Source organism: Herbiconiux oxytropis (genome assembly GCF_024979315.1).
GTDB lineage: Bacteria > Actinomycetota > Actinomycetes > Actinomycetales > Microbacteriaceae > Herbiconiux > Herbiconiux oxytropis.
Genome location: NZ_JANLCK010000011.1, coordinates 27,531 through 45,509, shown reverse-complemented (window position 1 = coordinate 45,509; position 17,979 = coordinate 27,531). Strand labels below are relative to the sequence as shown.

Here is a 17,979-nt window from a genome sequence, read left to right as displayed (position 1 = left end):
AGTGCCTTACGCTCAAGTTCAACGCCGGGGAGGCGAGGTTATTCCCGGGAGATCGCTGTGAGCGATCCTCGTCGCGGACCGGCCACGAGGAAGGCGGTGACGGCGATCACGGCCGAGCTGCACATCACGATCGCGAGCGGCAGGGCGCTCGCCTCACCGCCGAGGCTCACGAGCGGTGAGACGAGAGCGGCGAGACCGAACTGCAGCGCGCCGAGGACGGCCGATCCGAGGCCCGCGATGTGCGGAACGGCGGACAGTGCACCCGCCGTGGCATTGCCCATCACGAGCCCGAGGCTCGCCACCGCGACGAAGATCGGGATCGGCAGCAGGGCGGCGGGAGCGCCGGTCAGCACGAGGGTGAGGAGAACGACGGTCGCCGCGAGCACGAGGGTCAGCCCCGTGCCGAGCAGGCGCCGCGGCGCGAAGCGGGAGGTGAGGCGGGCCGAGATGGCGCTCATGCCCACGAGTCCCACGGCGTTGACGCCGAAGCTCAGGCCGTACTGCAGCGGAGTCATGCCCACCATCACCTGGTAGACGAACGGCGACGCCGAGATGTAGGCCATCATGACCGAGAACCCGAAGCCGAAGGCGAGCAGGTTGCCGAGATAGGTGCGGGAGAGGAGCGCCCGCTTTCCCACGCCGGCCGACCGGTCGAGCGGGCGTCGCCCGGTGTGGGTCTCGCGCACCACCACGACGACGGCCACGAGCATGACGACGGCGAGCCCCGTGACCACCCACAGGATCCCGCGCCAGCGGACGACGTCGGTGAGGAGGCTCCCGATGAACGGGGCCAGCACGGGTGCCACCCCGCCCACGATCATCATGAGGCTGAAGGCTCGGGCGGCGGCCCGGCCGGAGGCGAGGTCGGAGACCATCGCGCGGCCGATCACCATGCCGGCCGCCCCCGCCATGCCCTGCACGAGGCGCGCGACGACGAGGACGCCGATGGTGGGGGCGAGGGCCGCGGCGGCGCTCGCGACCACGCAGATGACGGAGCCGATGAGGAGTGGCCGGAACCGGCCGAAGCGGTCCGAGAGGGGGCCGAAGACGAGCTGGCCGCCCGCCACGCCGAGGAGGAACGCCGTGAGCGAGAGCTGCACCTCGGTGGCGCTGGCATCCAGGTCACCCGTCATCTGCGTGAAGGCGGGCAGGTAGAGGTCGGTGCCGATCGGCGCGATCGCCGAGAGCAGGGCGAGCACGACGAGGAGGCCTGGGGTGATGCCCGCACGCCCGTCCCGGGCCGTGGACGCGGACGCGGATGTCGACGGGGCCGGCTTCTGCATGGTCTCCTCAAATGGTTATAACGCGATAACTATATCGGCGACCCGCAGCAGCGAGCCCACGGTGACCAGACCGGCCGCCCGGAGGGGGGTGGCAACTGCCCGGGACCGGAATAGCGTGAGCGGATGGGCGCATCCGAGATCTGGCTGGTGAGGCACGGGGAGAGCGAGGCGAACGTCGTCGCGACCGAGGCGCAGCGCGCGGGGGAGGAACGGATCGTCGTGGAGTGGCGTGACGCCGACGTGCCGCTGAGCCCGACGGGTCGCGAGCAGGCGGGGGCGCTCGGGGTCTGGCTGGGCGAGAACGCGTCCGGGCGCTCGCCGGTGGTGTGGAGCTCGCCCTACCGCCGCGCCCGGGAGACGACGGCCATCGCGCTCGCCGGCGCCGGAGCCGGCGCCGAGGCTGGGATGGAAGCGGCGGTGCCGGTGCGGGTCGACGAGCGGCTGCGGGATCGCGAGCTCGGCATACTCGACCTGCTCACGGCGGCCGGGGTGCAGGCGCTGCATCCCGAGGAGGCCGAGCGGCGGCGGTGGCTCGGCAAGTTCTACTATCGGCCGCCGGGAGGAGAGTCGTGGGCGGATGTCGCGCTGCGCATCCGCTCGTTCCTGCGTGATGCCGAGGACTCCGCTCCGTCAGCGCAGAGCGGCCCGCTGCTCGTGGTGGCGCACGACGCCGTCGTGATGCTGTTCCTCTTCGTGTGCCTCGGCTGGAGCGAGGAGGAGCTGCTCGGCTTCGCACGCGAGAACGTGGTGGTCAACGCCTCGATCACGCGGCTCGTGCGCGCCGATGGCGCAGCATCGCCGACGTCTGCCGCCGACTGGCAGCTCGCCGAATTCGCCCATCACGGGCACCTCGACCGCCTCGACGTCGAGGCCACACGACACGGAGGAGACACCGATGAGTCCGCAGAACCCGCCCGCTGACGACGCCACGGAGGCCTCCGCGCGACCGCACGCTGAGGCGGTGACGCTCCTGCTGCTGCGCGAGTGGTCGCTGCCCGGTCCCGGTTCGTCGAAGTACGACCGGGGGCAGGTCGTGGTGGTGGGCGGCGACCGGCGCTCGCCCGGCGCCGCGCTGCTCGCCGCCGAGGCGGCGCTCCGCGTGGGCGCCGGACGACTCACGGTGGCGATCGCGGAAGGGGTGGCTGTGGCCGCTTCGGTGGCGCTGCCCGAGAGCGGCGTCGTGGCCCTCGCCGAGACGGAGCAGGGTGGACTGCTCCACATCGACGGCACCTCGATCGAGGCCGCCGCCGACGACCTCGGCAACGCCGACGCGGTGCTCGTGGGCCCCGGCCTCGACGACGCCGACCAGGCCCGCCGCCTGCTCGACCTGCTGCCGGGGCTCGTGGGGGAGGAGACCGTGGTGGTGCTCGACGCCTACGCCCTCGGCGTGCTGCCGCAGTCGGCCGTGGGCGACGCGTTCGCCGGTCGCCTCGTGCTCACCCCGAACACGGGTGAGGCCGGCCTCCTCCGTGACGGCCTGAACGATGACGAGGCACACGACGAGGGTGATGGGGGCGACGATCCCGCCGCGCTCGCGCTCGAGGTGGCGCGCGGCTACGGGGCGGTCGTGTCGTGCCAGGGCTTCATCGCGCATCCGGACGGCCGGTCGTGGCAGATCGGCACCGGCCACGGCGGCCTCGGCACGTCGGGCAGTGGCGACGTGCTCGCCGGCGCGATCGCGGGCCTCTGCGCACGCGGCGCTTCGCCCGAGCAGGCCGCGGTCTGGGCCACCCACGCCCATGCCGCCGCAGGCGACCGGCTCGCGGTCGACGTCGGCCCACTCGGCTTCCTCGCCCGCGAGCTCCTGCAGGAGCTTCCCCGCGTGCTCGTCGAGATCGGCTGAAGAGTTTGAGGCGTCCCAGGAACGTGTGCTATTTTCCCTTCCAGGACATGTAACTGGTCACGCAGGCAGGATCCGAACGCAATCGCGAGAGCGAGCGCCTTCGGGTCCTTTTTTTGTGCCCGGATGCACGCCCGCACCACCCCGGCGCGATGACGCCCGAGCACCCGGATCCAAGGAAGGACCCACCCATGACGCGACAGGACGAGGCGAAAGCCATCCTCGACGGAGTCGGCGGCAGCCAGAACGTCGCCGGCCTCACCCACTGCAGCACCCGCCTCCGCTTCACCCTCGTCGACGACGGCAAGGCCGACCTCGACACCCTGAAGTCCCTCACCGGCGTCATCAGCGCCGTGCGCAGCGGATCGCAGACCCAGGTGGTGATCGGCAACGACGTCGTGAACGTCTACAACGCGGTCGAGAAGGAGCGCGGCGGCAGAGGCGGCGCGGCGGATGCCCCGGCAGGCCCCCGCAAGCCGCTCAGCTGGAAGCGAGCCGGCAGCGTATTCATGGACTTCATCGTGAGCGTCTTCACCCCGCTCATCCCCGCCATCGCCGGTGCCGGAATCTTCAAGTCGCTGCTCGTCGGCGCGGGCGCCCTCGGCTGGCTGCCCACCGACAGCGAGTCCTACCTGCTGCTCTCGGCCATTCCGGATGCCGTCTTCGCCTTCCTGCCGCTCCTCGTGGCCTACACGACGGCCAAGAAGCTCAACGTCAACCGTCCGCTCGCCCTCGGCGTCGTGGCGGTGCTGATGTTCGCGAACTTCACGACCCTGGTCAACCAGGAGGGCGGCGTCGCCTTGTTCGGCATCCCCGTGCAGGTCGTGAACTACAACTCGCAGGTCTTCCCCTCGATCCTCGCGGTGCTCGCGCTGTGGCCGCTCGAGCGCTTCTTCAACAAGGTCTCTCCCGGTCCGATCCGCGTGTTCTTCACCCCGCTGATGTGCTACATCATCGTGGCGCCCCTGCTCATCCTCGTGCTCGGACCCGTGGGCTACTGGCTCGGATCGCTGCTCACCGCCGCCATGATCGGCCTCTACAACACGCTCGGCTGGGTCGCGGTGGCCGTGCTCGCCGCCATCCTCCCGCTCATCATCTCGGTGGGCATGCACAAGGCGTTCATCCCGCCGACCATCGCCACCATGGCGCAGAACGGCCGGGAGTCGTTCTACCTCGTGGCCTCGCTCGCCCACAACATCGCCGAGTCCGGCGCCATGTTCGCCGTCGCCATCCGCACGAAGAGCACCCGGCTCCGCTCCACGGCCGTCTCGGCCGGCATCTCGGCGCTGTTCGGCATCACCGAGCCCGCCATCTACGGCGTCACCCTGCAGAACCGCAAGGTGCTTCTCTCGGTCATGGCCGGAGCGTTCGCGGGTGGCGCCTACCTCGGCCTCACCTTCGTGACCTCGTTCGCGGTCGTGGGCCCGGGCCTTGCGAGCATCACGATGTTCGTCGACGCCGCCAACCCGTGGAACCTCGTCAACGCCGTGATCGGTGCGCTCATCGCGCTGGCCGTGGCGTTCGTGCTCTCGATCGTGTTCTGGAACGACGCCACGTCGCCTTCGCTGAAGGGCGAGCGCGACGAGGCCGCTGCGGCGGCCGCTGCCGCCACCGCCATCGCCTCGACGAACGAGTCGACATCGTCGACGGATGCGCCGCGCGGCCAGGCACACGCCATCCGCCTCGTGTCACCCCTCACCGGCACCGTCGTGCCCCTCGCCGACGTGGCCGACCCGGTGTTCTCCGGCGGTGTGCTCGGCGACGGCGCCGCGATCCTCCCCGTCTCGGGCAGCGTGCGTGCCCCGCTCGCCGGCACCGTCACCTCGCTGCTCGACTCGAAGCACGCCATCGGCATCACCTCCGACGAGGGGGTCGAGGTGCTCGTGCACGTCGGCATCGACACCGTCAAGCTCGCCGGAGCGCCCTTCACCGTGCACGTCGCCCAGGGCGACCGCGTGGAGGCGGGCCAGCTCGTGATCGAGGCCGACCTCGACGCCATCCGCGACGCCGGCTACGACCTCACCACCCCCGTCGTCGTCACCAACTCCGACCGGTTCACGGTCGAGGTGCCGGCCGCGGGAGACATCACGACCGGCGAACCGTTCGCCACGATCACGGAGAAGGAGCTCACCGGTGGCACTGCCTGACGGATTCCTCTGGGGCGGCGCACTCGCCGCCAACCAAGCCGAAGGCGCCTGGAAGGAGGGCGGCCGCGGCCCCGCGGTCACCGACGTCAACACCTTCAAGCCGGGCGCCGACCCGAAGCAGTACGCGATCCACCACGTGAACACCGTGGAGAGCATCCGTGCCGCCCTGGCCGACCCGGACGAGCTGACCTACTACCCGAAGCGCCGTGGCATCGACTTCTACCACCGCTACCCCGAGGATCTCGCGCTGTTCGCCGAGATGGGCTTCACGGTGCTCCGGGTCTCGATCGCCTGGACGCGCCTCTACCCCACGGGCGAGGAACTCGAGCCCAACGAGGAGGGCATCGCCTTCTACCTGGGGCTCTTCGAGGAGATGCGACGCCTCGGCATCGAGCCGCTCGTGACCCTCGCGCACTACGACCCGCCGCTGCACCTCGCGCTGAAGAACAACGCCTGGGTCGACCGCGGCATCCTGCCCCTCTTCGAGCGCTTCGTGCGCACCTGCTTCGAGCGCTTCGGCCACCTCGTCACCTACTGGCTGAGCTTCAACGAGATCGACGGCATCATCCGCCACCCCTTCACCTCGGGCGGCATCATCGAAGAGAAGGTGCCCCCGCTCGCGAACGGCGAGAGCGGCCTGGAGCAGGCCTGCTACACCGCGCTCCACCACCAGTTCGTGGCGTCGGCGGCGGCCACGAAGCTCCTGCACGAGATGTTCCCGGAGTCGCAGATGGGCTGCATGCTCACCATGCTGACCACCTACCCGAACACCTGCCACCCCGACGACGTGGCCGCCACCCAGGAGAAGGAGCGCCTGCTCTACCTCTGCACCGACGTGCAGGCCGACGGCGCCTACCCACGGCTCGCGCTCAACCTGCTCGCGCGACAGGGCGTCACGATCCCGTTCGAGGAGGGCGACGCCGAGCTGCTCGCCGCGCACCCCGTCGACTACATCTCGTTCAGCTACTACATGTCGATGACCGAGTCGGTGAACCCGGATGCCGAGCGCACGCCGGGCAACACGATCCTGGGTGTCAAGAACCCGTTCCTGCCCTCGAGCGAGTGGGGCTGGCAGATCGACCCCGTCGGGCTGCGGATCTCGCTGATCGACCTCTACGACCGCTACAACAAGCCCCTCTTCATCGTGGAGAACGGGCTCGGCATGCGCGACGAGGTCACGCCCGATGGCCGCATCCACGACCCGTACCGGATCGACTACTTCCGCGCGCACTTCGAGGAGATGATCCGCGCCGTCGACGAGGGGGTGGACCTGCTCGGCTACACGAGCTGGTCGCCGATCGACTTCATCAGCGCCTCGACGTCGCAGATCACCAAGCGCTACGGCTTCATCCACGTCGACATGGACGACCTGGGGAATGGCACACTGGAGCGTCGGCGGAAGGACTCGTTCTTCTGGTACCAGAAGGTCATAGCCTCCAACGGAGCCGACCTGTCGTGAGCGTCGCTGTCCGAGTCGACACGCGAGAGGAGGTGCCCGTGCAGACGATCAAGAAGGTGCTCAACTCGAGCGTCGTGCTCGCGGTCGACGAGAACGGCTCCGAGCTCGTGGTGCTCGGCAAGGGCATCGGCTACGGCCGGAAGCCCGGCGAGATCGTGGCTCCGGATGACGCCAACCAGGTGTTCGTGTCGCTGCCCGACAGCGACCAGCAGAACCTCGTGGAGCTGCTCACGCAGATCCCGGGCGAGATCGTGGAGGTCACCCGTTCGATCGTGGCCCTGGCCTCGGCGGAGGGCCTCGAGCTCGACCCGCACATCTACCTCTCGCTCACCGACCACCTGGGGTTCGCCGTGGAGCGGCAGCGCAAGGGGCTCGTGACCGTGAACCGGCTCGCCTGGGAGGTGCGCGCGATCTACCCGCGGCAGTACGCCATCGGCGTGCGCGGGGTCTCACTGCTGCAGTCCCGGCTCGGCGTCGAGCTGCCCGAGGAGGAGGGGGCGAACATCGCCTTCCACCTCGTGAACGCCGACGCCGGCAACGCCGGGGTCGACTCGCTCAGGATCGTGACGCTCGTGAGCCAGGTGGCCTCGATCGTGACGCACTCCACGGGTGTGCAGCTGCACGGCTCCGATCCTGAGGGGAACGATCTGCACGGGGCCCGGTTCGTGGCGCACCTGCAGTACTTCGCGAGGCGCTTCTTCGACGGCAAGCTCGCCACGAGCCCCGACGACTTCCTCTTCACGAGCCTCAGTGCGCGGTACCCGGCGGCCGTCGCGGCGGCGGAGCGCGTGCGCACGCTCGTCGAGCAGGAGTACGGCGAGCGGCTGCCGAACGAGGAGATCGCGTTCCTCGCGCTGCACATCGCGCGCGTGCTCGACGCGTGAGCCTCCCCATCCACCCCTAACCAAAGGACGACCATGACCACCCGCACCGTCACCATCGGATCCCGCACCGGCCTCCACGCCCGCCCCGCCGCACTCTTCGTGAAGGCGGCCGCCGGTTCCGGCCACGCCGTGCAGCTCACCGCGAAGGAGAAGGCGATCAACGCGGCGAGCCTGCTCAGCGTGATGTCGCTCGGCATCGCGCAGGGCGAGGAGGTCACGATCGAGGTGACCGGCGACGAGGAGGCGCGCGTGGCCGACGAGCTCGCGGCTCTGCTCGCCTCGGACCTCGACGCCGAGTGACGGGGCCCGCCTCCGCTCCCGCACCCGGGTCCGCCGCCTCCGCTCCGGCTCTGCGGCTGCACCTGGTGCGGCACGCCGAGACGCTCTTCAACGTGCGGCACCAGCTGCAGGGCTGGTGCGACTCGCCGCTCACGCCGCGGGGCCTCCGACAGATCGAGGCGCTGGGGGAGCGGTTCCGCGAGGTGCCGCTCGTGGCGGCCTTCGCGAGCGATCTCACGCGCACCCGCACCACGGCCCTCGCGGCGCTCGCGGGGCATCCGCAGCTCGAGCCCGTGTACACGCCCGATCTCCGCGAGTGGAACTTCGGCGGCTGGGAGGGCCAGCCCAACCCCGCGCTGTGGGGCCCGCTGTTCGAGGCCCACGGCTACACCTACGGCGCGGACGGGCACTGGGACGAGCTCACCGCCGACGGCCCCGACACCGTGCTCGACGCCATCGCGGCGAGCGACCCCTCCGGCCTCGCCGAGTCGTCTGCCGACGTGCGGGAGCGGCTCCGCCGTGCGGTCGCGGCGCTCCTGGCCGTGGGCTCGGGAGATGTGCTCGTGGTCACCCACGGGGCGGTGCTGCAGTCGCTCGTGCCGCTGCTCGTGCGGGGAGCGCGCGTGGCCCCCGGCTACCCGAACTGCGGCGTCACGACGGTGTCGCTGCCGGCCGTCGGGTCTGCCGGTGTCGCGGAGGTCGGTGCACTCGACGCATCCTGCGCCGGTGAGCCTTCGATTCCGGCTCTCCAGCTGCCCTGAGCCGACTTTCTGGTTCGAAAACGCACTCGTCGCGGCATCCGGGCCCTATGAGGCGTCGGTTGCCGCGACGAGTGCGGTTCTGAACGGGACGGCGGGGCTGCGCCTCGGTTCAGTCGTCGGCGGGATCGCCGGCGGCGTCGCCGGCGTCCTCCTCCTGGTTGAAGTTCGAACCGTCGGGGTCGTGGCCCAGCGCGATGCCGTCCCGTGAGTTCGGGATGGTCCCGTCGCCGCCCAGGTTGGGGCCGTCGGTGCCGGGCTGCTTCTCGTCGCTCATGGTGTCTCCTGCTCGTGGGGAAGGCATCTCCCCGTCGAGCCAGAACCTACTCGCGCGGGGCCCGGCCCGCCCGGCACTCTCAGTACTTGTACGACTGGCCGCCGTCGATCGGGACGACGGCGGCGTTGATGTAGCTCGCGTCGTCGCTGAGGAGGAACGCGACCACGGCGGCGATCTCGGGGGCCTCGCCGTAGCGCTTGGTGGGGTTGGCCTGGATGAACTGCTCGGCGGCGGCCCGCGGGTTCTCCGGGTCGAGCTGCTTCATCGAGTTCTCGACCATGGGGGTCCAGATGGCGCCGGGGGCGATCGCGTTGATGCGGATGCCGAACTGCCCGTACTCCACGGCGGAGTTGCGGGTGAGGCCGACGACGCCGTGCTTGGCGGCAGCGTAGCCGGACTGGTTGCCGACGCCGCGGATGCCGCCGACGCTCGCCGTGTTCACGACCATGCCGGAGCCCTGCTCGCGCATGACCTTCAGCACCTTCTCGAGCCCGAGGAAGACGCCGCTGAGGTTGATGGCGATGACCTTCTCGAACTCGGCGGAGGTGAAGTCCTCGGTGAGGTTCTGACGGCCCTCGATGCCGGCGTTGTTGAAGAAGCCGTCGATGCGGCCGAAGGCGGCGAGGGTCTCGGAGACGTAGCGCTCGACGTCCTCCTCCTTCGAGACGTCGGCCACGAGGGTGAGCACCTTCGCGTCGGGGGCGGCGGTGGCGATGGCTTCCGCGGTGGCGGTGAGGCCGGGCTCGGAGACGTCGACGAGCGAGAGCGTCGCGCCCTCCTCGGCGAGGCGCACGGCGGCGGCGCGGCCGAGGCCGGAGCCTCCGCCGGTGATGAGGACGACACGATCGGTGAAACGGTTCACGGACTGACCTTTCGACGGGGTCGGGTGCGGTTCACCCGGCGATCTGTGCCTCCAGTTTACGCCTGTAACTACCGGTATCTGCTTCGTAGGAGGGATCGGCTGCGGGTGCTCGACCGGGCCGCCGGCTCGGCCGGGTAGGGTCGACAGACACCCGCCACGAGGAAGCACGATCCATGACAGGCACCGCCGCCACGGCCCCGAACCCCGCTCCCGCCCCCGCCACCGAGGCCATCCGCTCGGTGCGGGACAGGCTGATCAGGCTCCGCGAGCATCCGGTCGAGGCCGCCGCCGGCTTCGCCTGGCCCGCCATCGGCCCGGCCTTCAACTGGGGCATCGACTGGTTCGATGCCATCGCCCGCGGCAACGACGCGCCCGCCCTCGTGATCGTGGAGGAGGACGGATCGCGCACCACGCGCTCCTTCGACGAGATGGCCACCCGCTCCGACCAGCTCGGAGTGTGGCTCCGCGACGTCGGCGTCTCGAAGGGCGACGCGGTCATGCTCATGCTCGGCAACCAGGTGGAGCTCTGGGAGTCGATGCTCGCGCTCATCAAGATCGGCGCGGTCATCCTGCCCACCACCGTCGCCTTCGGCGGCGACGAGCTGCAGAACCGCCTCGAGCGCGGTCGGGTGCGCTTCGTGATCGCGGCGGCCGACGACACCCCCAAGTTCGACCAGGTCACCCTCCCGTTCACCGGCATCCGCGTTCAGCCGAGCCGTCACCTCTCACACGAAGACGCCCGGGATGGCGTGAGAAGTGACGTCTCGAGGGAAGGTCGGGAGTGGGCGGTCTATGAGGAAGCCTTCGAGAAGGAGGTGGGGCCGCTGGGGCATCCCGGCACCGCGCCCGGGGACCCGCTGCTGCACTACTTCACGTCGGGCACCACGTCGAAGCCCAAGCTCGTGGAGCACACCCAGGTGTCGTACCCGGTGGGGCATCTCAGCACGATGTACTGGCTGGGGCTCCGCCCGGGCGACGTGCACCTCGCCATCAGCTCGCCGGGGTGGGCGAAGCACGCCTGGAGCTGCTTCTTCGCGCCGTGGATCGCCGAGGCCACCATCTTCGTGTCGAACTACACCCGGTTCGACCCCGAGCGGATGCTCACGACCCTCCGCACCGAGGGCATCACCTCCTTCTGCGCGCCGCCGACGGTGTGGCGGATGCTCATCCAGAGCGACCTCACGGCGGGTGAGGGGTGCGGGGTGCTGCGAGAACTCGTCTCGGCCGGCGAGCCGCTGAACCCCGAGGTGATCGGGCAGGTGCGGCGTCAGTGGGGGATCGACATCCGCGACGGCTACGGCCAGACCGAGATGACCGCGATCGTGGCGAACTCGCCCGGGCAGCCGATCAAGGACGGGTCGATGGGGCGGCCGTTGCCTGGCTGCCCCGTGGTGCTCGTCGATCCGCTCACGGGGGAGCACACCGACGAGGGCGAGATCTGCCTGGAGCTCTCGGGATCGCGACCGCTCAACCTGATGACGGGCTACGTGGCCGATGAGGAGCGGAACGCCGAGGCGACCGTCGGCGGGCGCTTCCACACGGGCGACCTCGCGTCGCGTGACGCCGATGGGTACCTCACCTACATCGGCCGCACCGACGACGTCTTCAAGGCCTCCGACTACAAGATCAGCCCGTTCGAGCTCGAGAGCGTGCTGATCGAGCACCCGGCGGTGGTGGAGGCGGCGATCGTGCCGGCACCGGACGACCTGCGGCTGGCCGTGCCGAAGGCGTACATCGCGCTCGCGGCCGGTCATGCTCCGGATGCGGCGACGGCGGAGTCGATCCTGCTGTTCGCCCGGGAGGCGCTCGCTCCGTTCCAGCGGGTGCGGCGGGTGGAGTTCTTCGAGCTGCCGAAGACGATCTCGGGCAAGATCCGCCGGGTGGAGCTGCGCCAGCGCGAGGAGCGTATCGCGGCAGGCACCGAGACCTGCGACGAGTACCGCGACGACCGCCTGCGGGACCGCGACCGCGCCTGACGGCGGACTTCGCCACGTCTGCGTGCTACCGGGCGTTCATGCAGCTCGGAGGTCAGGAGGATCGGCGAAGTCCGCCTATCGAGCACTCGCGGCGCGGCGCGGCGCGGCGCCAGGTCAGGGGATGAGCGCGAGCTTGCCACCCGGGTGCTGGCCCGCCAGCTCGTCGAGGGCGGCGCGGGCGTCGTCGAGCGCGTACGTGCGCGCGATCGGCACCACGAGGTCGCCGCGGCCGGCGAGGTCGATCAGGTGCTGTCGCACGGCGTCGCGGAACACGGCGCTCGCAGGCATGGCGCCCGCGATGGCCCGGATGCCGGTCTCCTTCGCGCGGCCGAAGGCGGCGATCGTGACGATGTGGTCGCGGTCGGGCACGAGCGCCAGCGAGACGTCGACGGCCTCGTCGGTCCCCACGCAATCGAGCGCCGCGGCGATGCCCTCGGGAGCGAGCTCCCGCACGCGCGCCTCCAGCCCTTCGCCGTAGGCAACGGGCTCCCCGCCGAACCCGCGCACGACGTCGGCGTTCTGCTCGCTCGCCGTGCCGATCACCCGCACGCCGCCGATGAGGCGCACCTGCTGCAGGATGCTGACCCCCACCGATCCGGATGCGCCGTGCACGAGCACGGTGTCGCCCGCCTTCACGGCGGTCACGTCGAGCATCTCGGCGGCGGTCGCTCCGGCGAGCAGGAGGTTGGCGGCCTGCTCGAAGGGCACGTTCGCAGGCTTGGCGAAGACGTCCTTCGCCGGGACGGTGCGGGCGGACGAATAACCGCCCTTGATGCGGAACGCGAGCACCTCGTCGCCGACGGCACCCCCGCCCGACGCGATCTCGGTGCCCGGCCCCACGGCGGAGATGACCCCGGCGATCTCGTAGCCGACCGCCACGGGCAGCAGGCTGCGGTCGGTGCCGGCGGCAACGTGCTTGAAGTCGGCGGGGTTCATGCCGGCGGCCCGCACCTCGATCGTGACCTCACCTGGCCCGGGCGCCGGCACGTCGACCTCCACCTCCTCGAACACGTCGAGGTCTCCGAAGTCGCGTGCGATCCACTGTCTGGCCATGCCCACCACGCTACGCCGCGCGCGCCCGGCGCGGGGCGGTGCGACGGACTGCGCTCCGCTCAGAGGTCGGCGAGGAGGCGCTCGCGAACCTGCTTACGGAGGACCTTGCCGATGAGGGAGCGCGGGAGGTCGTCGACCGCCACGATGCGCCGCGGCACCTTGTACGCCGCGAGACGCGTGCGGCAGTGGTCACGGAGCGCCTCGACGTCGAGCGCGGCGCCGGTCTTCAGCACCACGGCCGCCGCCACGTCTTCACCCCCGGATGCCCGCGGCAGCGCCACCACGGCGGCCGCCTCGACATCGGGGTGCGACGCGAGCGCATCCTCCACCTCGCTCGGCGACACGTTGAAGCCGCCCGTGATGATGAGCTCCTTCAGTCGGTCGACGATCGTCACGAACCCGTCGGCCGAGACCGACGCGATGTCGCCCGTGCGGAGCCACCCGCCGTCGAGCAGCGCCGCCGCCGTGTCGCCCGGCCGGCCCCAGTAGCCCTGGAACACCTGCGGCCCCCGGATGAGCAGCTCGCCGGCCTCGCCGAACGGCCGGTCGACCGCCGGGTCGTCGGGATCGACCACGCGGATCTCGGTGCTCGGGAACGGCACCCCCACCGTGCCCGGTCGCCGGGAGGGCCCGATCGGGTTGCCGAGCGCCACGGGCGACGTCTCGGTCATGCCGTAGCCCTCCACGAGGAGGCCGCCCGTCGCCTCCTCCCAACGCGTGACCGTGGCCACGGGCAGGCTCATCGCGCCCGAGATGGCGAACCGCACGGTCGAGAGGTCGATGTCGCCCTGGGAAGCCGCTCGCGCCAGCTGGTCGTAGATGGGCGGCACCGCGGGCAGGAACGTGGGCGGGCTCGTGCGCGCCGCGTCGGTGACGAGCCCCAGATCGAACTTGGGGAAGAGCACGAGCTTGGCGCCGATGCTCATGGCGAACGTGAGGCACAGCGTCATGCCGTAGGCGTGGAAGAGGGGGAGCACGCCGTAGAACGTCTCCTGCGCGCCGCCTCGGCCGCCGCCCTCACGGAGCCCCGGCACCCAGGCGCGCCCCTGCATGGCGTTGGCCCGCAGGTTGGCGTGGGTGAGGATGGCACCCTTCGGCGATCCGGTGGTGCCGCTCGTGTACTGCAGCAGCGCGATGTCGTCGAGGGTGGGAGCGGCGACTCTCCGCGAGAGCCGCCGGTGGTCGAGCAGCTTCTCCCAGGTGAGCGGATGCCGTGCCCGCGGTGTGCTCGTGAGCTGCGCCCGCGCCGTGCGCGCCTTGGGGATCGGCAGCCGGAGGGCCATCCGCTTGCCGAGCGGCAGCGCGGTCGTGATGTCGACGCTCACGATGTGCTCGAGCGCCACGTCGGAGGGGAACTCCGCCACGGTGTCGAACGCCTTGTCCCAGACGATCGCGACCTGCGCGCCGTGGTCTTCGAACTGGTGCCGGAGCTCGCGGGCCGTGTAGAGCGGGTTGTGCTCGATCACGATGGCGCCGAGCCGGAGCGCCGCGTAGAACGCCACGACGTGCTGCGGACAGTTGGGCAGCACGATCGCCACCCGATCGCCGTGGCCCACGCCGAGCCGGCGCAGGCCCTCGGCGGCGCGCTCGATCTGCTCGCCGAGCTCGCGGTAGCTCGTGGTGGCACCGAAGAACTCCAGGGCGGTCGCCTTGTCGTAGCGCTTGACGCTCGCCGCGATCATCTCGGGCAGCGTCTCGTGCGGCTCGTCGATCTCATGGGGCACGCCCTCTGCATAGGCGGCGAGCCACGGTCGGTCGGCGTAGGGGCTCTGCTCGGGGGTGGTCATGCTCCCATCCTGCCCGGCCGCGCATTCAGCCGGCGGAATGATCAGGGATCTGTGCAGAGCCGACGCCGGCCGGCCCCCTGTGTGCAACCGGCGCGCCCCCGGCCCTACGGAGGTGGCAGAGTGGATGCCGGACCTGCAGACCCGCAGACCGCACAGACCACAGACCGCAGACCGCACAGACAACAGGCCGCACAGGCCGCACAGACCGAAGCCACGGCGACAGGGGAACCATGACCGCACCGGTGCCACCCACCTACAGCCACGAGCGCCGGAACCCGGCGGAGCGCATCCGCCGTTCGCTCGAGGGCGCGTCGTCGACGCCGTTCTGGCTCGACAGCCCTGATCGGCCGGCGACGGAACCGCCATTGAAGGGTGCCCACGCCGCCGATCTCCTCGTGGTGGGCGGTGGCTACTCGGGGCTGTGGGCCGCGCTCATGGCGAAGGAGGCCGACCCCGCGCGCTCGGTCGTGCTGATCGAGGCCGCCGAGATCGCCTGGGCGGCGAGCGGCCGCAACGGCGGTTTCTTCGAGTCGAGCCTCACCCACGGCGAGGAGAACGGCGAGCGGCACTTCGGCGGCGAGCTCGACGAGCTGCACCGCCTCGCCGACGAGAACGTGGAGGAGTTCGTGGCCACTCTCGAGCGCCACGGCATCGATGCGGAGTACGAGCCCACCGGCACGCTCACCGTGGCGACCGAACCGCACCAGGTCGAGGAGCTGCGGGCCGGGGGGCCCGAGGGCTTCTACGAGGGCGACGCCCTCCGCGCCCTCGTCGACTCGCCGGCCTACCGCGCCGGGCGCCTCGAGATGCACGGCAACGCGCTCATCCATCCCGCGAAGCTCGCCTGGGGCCTGAAGGCGGCGTGCCTGGCCCTCGGGGTGAAAATCTTCGAGCGCACCCGCGCCACCTCCCTCGCGAAGTCGCCCGGAGGCGTGAAGGTCGAGACGCCGGGCGGCGAGGTCTTCGCCACCCACGTCGTGCTCGCCACGAACGGCTTCCCGTCGCTCGTGAAGCGCAGCCGCCTCTACACGGTGCCCGTCTACGACTACGTGCTCATGACCGAACCGCTCTCCGCGGAGCAGCTCGAGTCGATCGGCTGGACCGACCGGTTCGGCATCACTGACTCCTCGCGCCAGTTCCACTATTACCGCAAGAGCGCCGACGACCGGATCCTCTTCGGCGGCTACGACGCCGTCTACCACCCGGGTGGCCGCATCCGCCCCGCCTACGACCAGCGGCCCGAGACGTTCGAGACGCTCGCCGACCACTTCTTCACGACCTTCCCACAGCTCGACGTGAGGTTCACGCATGCGTGGGGCGGGATGATCGACATGTGCACGCGGTTCGTGGCCTACTACGGCACGGCGTTCGGCGGGCGCGTGGCCTACAGCGCGGGCTACACGGGGCTCGGCGTGGGGGCGACCCGCTTCGGCGCGAAGGTCGTGCTCGACCTCCTCAGCGGGCGCTCGACCGAGCTCACCGAGCTCGAGCTCGTGCGGTCGAAGCCCATCCCGATCCCGCCCGAGCCGCTCGCGACCCCAGCCATCACCGTCATGCGCCGGGCCATCGCGCGGTCGGACGCGAACGGCGGGCGGGACGGCCTGCTCATCCGCGCGGCCGACGCCTTCGGGATCGGGTTCGACTCCTAGCGCAGAACTTTTTCGTCGCAGGTGCATCCAGATCGGGGTGAGCGGGAGAAGTGGGGGTGTAAGTCATCCCCTGCTCCCCGGAGCACGATCTGGAGGTACTCATGCGCACGACCATTCTCGCCGGCATCGCAGCCGGCGCCCTCATCGCCACCGGAGCCGCCCTGCCGGCCGCCGCGGCCGACGGCGACGCATCGCTCTCGGTGCTGCATGCCGTGCCCGGCGTGACGGTCGACGTCTACGTCGACGGCGCGCTCACCCTCGACGACTTCACCCCCGGCACCCTCGCCGGGCCCCTCGCGCTGCCTGCCGGCTCCTACTCGGTGGCGATCACGGCCTCGGACGCGGCCGACGCCAGCGCACCCCTGATCGGCCCGATCGACCTGCCGCTCGCCGCGAACGGCAACTACACCGCCGTGGCCCACCTCGACGCCGCCGGCGCACCCACGGCCACGCTCTACACGAACGACACCTCCACCCTCGCCGCGGGCCAGGGACGCCTCACGGTGCGCCACGACGCCGCGGCCCCCGCGGTCGACGTGCTCGCCGGCGGTGCCGCCGTGGTGAGCAACCTGTCGAACCCGGGGGAGTCGGTTCTGACCCTCCCGGCCGGCACCGTCTCGGCCACCGTGGCCGCCACCGGCACCACCGACCCCGTGATCGGCCCGGCGGATGTCACGGTCGCCGAGGGCAGCAACACGATCGTCTACGCCTGGGGCAGCCTCGCCGACGGCAACCTCGCACTCGCCGTGCAGACCATCGACGGCCTGCACTCGAACCCGGGTGGAGTGCCCGCGGGCAGCGCCGGTCTCGTCGCGACGAACCAGCCCGCCGATGGTGCGCCGCTGTGGATCGGCGCCGCGTTCCTCGTGCTGGCCGGACTCGCCGGCGCTGCTCTGCTGCGTCGCCGGACCACCGCGAAGGCCGGGCTCTGACCGCTCGGCGCCCCGGTCGGCCCACGGCCGGGGCTTCGGCTCCGGCCGTGCGGCCCGCCCTCCCCGCCGCGATCGCCCTCGCCGCGTCGCTCGTGCTGAGCGGATGCGCCGTCGGTGCGACCGCGCCCGGCGCCGGTGCCACGGCGTCCGATGACAGGGTGGCCTCCACCCCTTCCTCGTCCCCGACGCCGTCGGCCCCGCCGGACGTCCCACCTGCACCTGCACCCGCACCCTCCGTGCCCCTCTCCGACGCGAGCCTCGGCGCCGCGGCCACCGCTCCGACCGTGCCGCCCGTGCGGGTCGAGGTGCCCTCGCTCGGGATCGACATCTCGATCGCGGCCGAGAGTGTCGACGACACCGGAGCCCTGGCCCTGCCCGAGAACCCGGACGTCGCCTCCTGGTACCGCTGGGGCCCGTCGCCGTGGAACCCCGAGGGCGCCACGGTGATCGCCTCGCACGTCGACTCGCTCGAGTACGGCCTCGGCCAGTTCGCGCGGCTCCCGGATGCGACGGCAGGCACTCGGATCAGCGTCACCGCCGCAGACGGCCGGGTCGCCGACTTCGAGGTGCAGCACGTCGATCTCGCCGAGAAGGACGGCATCGACTGGGGTCAGGTGTTCGACCGCGAGGGCCCCGCCCGGCTCGTGCTCATCACCTGCGGCGGCGAGTTCGACTACGACACCGGGCACTACCGCAGCAATGTGATCGTGACCGCCGTCCCCGTTCCGGCCGCGTGAGGGGCCGCGAGTATGCTCGGACCGAAGGCGGGGCCGGCGACTGCGCGTCGCCCCCG

General features: G+C 71.2%; 16 protein-coding genes. 11 read left to right on the top strand and 5 right to left on the bottom strand.

Annotation, left to right across the window (positions count from 1 at the left end):
- Positions 1 to 38 precede the first annotated feature (38 nt).
- Positions 39 to 1,283, bottom strand: a complete 1,245-nt coding sequence (locus N1028_RS16460) for a multidrug effflux MFS transporter (protein WP_259530480.1) — start codon at positions 1,281 to 1,283, stop codon at positions 39 to 41.
- Between the two features lie 123 nt (positions 1,284 to 1,406).
- Between N1028_RS16460 and N1028_RS16455 the strand changes: the two genes are divergently transcribed.
- The 7 genes from N1028_RS16455 (at position 1,407) to N1028_RS16425 (ending at position 8,653) form a co-directional block, all read left to right on the top strand.
- The gene (locus tag N1028_RS16455) at positions 1,407 to 2,204 is read left to right on the top strand and encodes a histidine phosphatase family protein (RefSeq protein ID WP_259530479.1); all 798 of its coding nucleotides are present in this window, start codon (positions 1,407 to 1,409) and stop codon (positions 2,202 to 2,204) included.
- The gene (locus N1028_RS16450; protein ID WP_259530478.1) at positions 2,179 to 3,126 is read left to right on the top strand and encodes an NAD(P)H-hydrate dehydratase; all 948 of its coding nucleotides are present in this window, start codon (positions 2,179 to 2,181) and stop codon (positions 3,124 to 3,126) included. Before N1028_RS16455 ends, N1028_RS16450 begins: the two co-directional genes overlap by 26 nt.
- A gap of 188 nt (positions 3,127 to 3,314) precedes the next feature.
- Entirely contained in the window at positions 3,315 to 5,270 is a 1,956-nt protein-coding gene (locus N1028_RS16445; protein WP_259530477.1) for a beta-glucoside-specific PTS transporter subunit IIABC, read from the top strand.
- Positions 5,257 to 6,729 (top strand): family 1 glycosylhydrolase, encoded by a 1,473-nt coding sequence (locus tag N1028_RS16440; protein WP_259530476.1) that lies wholly within the window; start codon positions 5,257 to 5,259, stop codon positions 6,727 to 6,729. Before N1028_RS16445 ends, N1028_RS16440 begins: the two co-directional genes overlap by 14 nt.
- A 38-nt stretch (positions 6,730 to 6,767) precedes the next feature.
- Positions 6,768 to 7,613: a PRD domain-containing protein gene (locus N1028_RS16435; protein ID WP_259530475.1), complete on the top strand. Its 846-nt coding sequence runs from the start codon at positions 6,768 to 6,770 to the stop codon at positions 7,611 to 7,613.
- Between the two features lie 33 nt (positions 7,614 to 7,646).
- Positions 7,647 to 7,913 (top strand): HPr family phosphocarrier protein, encoded by a 267-nt coding sequence (locus N1028_RS16430; RefSeq protein ID WP_259530474.1) that lies wholly within the window; start codon positions 7,647 to 7,649, stop codon positions 7,911 to 7,913.
- Positions 7,910 to 8,653 (top strand): histidine phosphatase family protein, encoded by a 744-nt coding sequence (locus N1028_RS16425; RefSeq protein WP_259530473.1) that lies wholly within the window; start codon positions 7,910 to 7,912, stop codon positions 8,651 to 8,653. Before N1028_RS16430 ends, N1028_RS16425 begins: the two co-directional genes overlap by 4 nt.
- Before the next feature lie 109 nt (positions 8,654 to 8,762).
- Here the strand turns inward: N1028_RS16425 and N1028_RS16420 are convergent, their stop codons facing one another.
- Positions 8,763 to 8,927, bottom strand: coding sequence for a hypothetical protein (locus tag N1028_RS16420; RefSeq protein WP_259530472.1), 165 nt, complete (start codon positions 8,925 to 8,927; stop codon positions 8,763 to 8,765).
- A 79-nt stretch (positions 8,928 to 9,006) separates the two neighbouring features.
- Positions 9,007 to 9,789 carry a glucose 1-dehydrogenase gene (locus N1028_RS16415; RefSeq protein ID WP_259530471.1) on the bottom strand — a complete coding sequence of 261 codons (783 nt, stop codon included), beginning with the start codon at positions 9,787 to 9,789 and terminating at the stop codon, positions 9,007 to 9,009.
- A 173-nt stretch (positions 9,790 to 9,962) separates the two neighbouring features.
- Here N1028_RS16415 and N1028_RS16410 point away from each other — a divergent pair, with 173 nt between their 5' ends.
- A complete protein-coding gene (locus N1028_RS16410; RefSeq protein WP_259530470.1) occupies positions 9,963 to 11,765 on the top strand; it encodes an AMP-binding protein in 1,803 nt (600 codons plus the stop codon).
- A gap of 114 nt (positions 11,766 to 11,879) precedes the next feature.
- Here the strand turns inward: N1028_RS16410 and N1028_RS16405 are convergent, their stop codons facing one another.
- Entirely contained in the window at positions 11,880 to 12,818 is a 939-nt protein-coding gene (locus tag N1028_RS16405; RefSeq protein WP_259530469.1) for an NADP-dependent oxidoreductase, read from the bottom strand.
- A 59-nt stretch (positions 12,819 to 12,877) separates the two neighbouring features.
- Positions 12,878 to 14,605 carry a long-chain-fatty-acid--CoA ligase gene (locus N1028_RS16400; RefSeq protein WP_259530468.1) on the bottom strand — a complete coding sequence of 576 codons (1,728 nt, stop codon included), beginning with the start codon at positions 14,603 to 14,605 and terminating at the stop codon, positions 12,878 to 12,880.
- Positions 14,606 to 14,835: 230 nt separating this feature from the next.
- Here N1028_RS16400 and N1028_RS16395 point away from each other — a divergent pair, with 230 nt between their 5' ends.
- From N1028_RS16395 to N1028_RS16385, 3 genes are all read left to right on the top strand, one after another.
- On the top strand, positions 14,836 to 16,254 hold the full coding sequence (locus tag N1028_RS16395) for an NAD(P)/FAD-dependent oxidoreductase (RefSeq protein WP_259530467.1): 1,419 nt from the start codon (positions 14,836 to 14,838) through the stop codon (positions 16,252 to 16,254).
- Positions 16,255 to 16,355: 101 nt separating this feature from the next.
- Positions 16,356 to 17,186, top strand: a complete 831-nt coding sequence (locus N1028_RS16390; protein ID WP_259530466.1) for a DUF4397 domain-containing protein — start codon at positions 16,356 to 16,358, stop codon at positions 17,184 to 17,186.
- A 47-nt stretch (positions 17,187 to 17,233) separates the two neighbouring features.
- Positions 17,234 to 17,923, top strand: a complete 690-nt coding sequence (locus N1028_RS16385) for a class F sortase (protein ID WP_259530465.1) — start codon at positions 17,234 to 17,236, stop codon at positions 17,921 to 17,923.
- Positions 17,924 to 17,979: the final 56 nt, after the last annotated feature.

Excerpts from the sequence above, each read along its gene's own strand:
- N1028_RS16405 (WP_259530469.1), bottom strand. The coding sequence starts at position 12,818 with ATGGCCAGACAGTGGATCGCACGCGACTTCGGAGACCTCGACGTGTTC.
- N1028_RS16460 (WP_259530480.1), bottom strand. The coding sequence starts at position 1,283 with ATGCAGAAGCCGGCCCCGTCGACATCCGCGTCCGCGTCCACGGCCCGG.
- N1028_RS16410 (WP_259530470.1), top strand. The coding sequence starts at position 9,963 with ATGACAGGCACCGCCGCCACGGCCCCGAACCCCGCTCCCGCCCCCGCC.
- N1028_RS16420 (WP_259530472.1), bottom strand. The coding sequence starts at position 8,927 with ATGAGCGACGAGAAGCAGCCCGGCACCGACGGCCCCAACCTGGGCGGC.
- N1028_RS16445 (WP_259530477.1), top strand. The coding sequence starts at position 3,315 with ATGACGCGACAGGACGAGGCGAAAGCCATCCTCGACGGAGTCGGCGGC.
- N1028_RS16450 (WP_259530478.1), top strand. The coding sequence starts at position 2,179 with ATGAGTCCGCAGAACCCGCCCGCTGACGACGCCACGGAGGCCTCCGCG.
- N1028_RS16455 (WP_259530479.1), top strand. The coding sequence starts at position 1,407 with ATGGGCGCATCCGAGATCTGGCTGGTGAGGCACGGGGAGAGCGAGGCG.
- N1028_RS16395 (WP_259530467.1), top strand. The coding sequence starts at position 14,836 with ATGACCGCACCGGTGCCACCCACCTACAGCCACGAGCGCCGGAACCCG.
- N1028_RS16430 (WP_259530474.1), top strand. The coding sequence starts at position 7,647 with ATGACCACCCGCACCGTCACCATCGGATCCCGCACCGGCCTCCACGCC.
- N1028_RS16390 (WP_259530466.1), top strand. The coding sequence starts at position 16,356 with ATGCGCACGACCATTCTCGCCGGCATCGCAGCCGGCGCCCTCATCGCC.
- N1028_RS16400 (WP_259530468.1), bottom strand. The coding sequence starts at position 14,605 with ATGACCACCCCCGAGCAGAGCCCCTACGCCGACCGACCGTGGCTCGCC.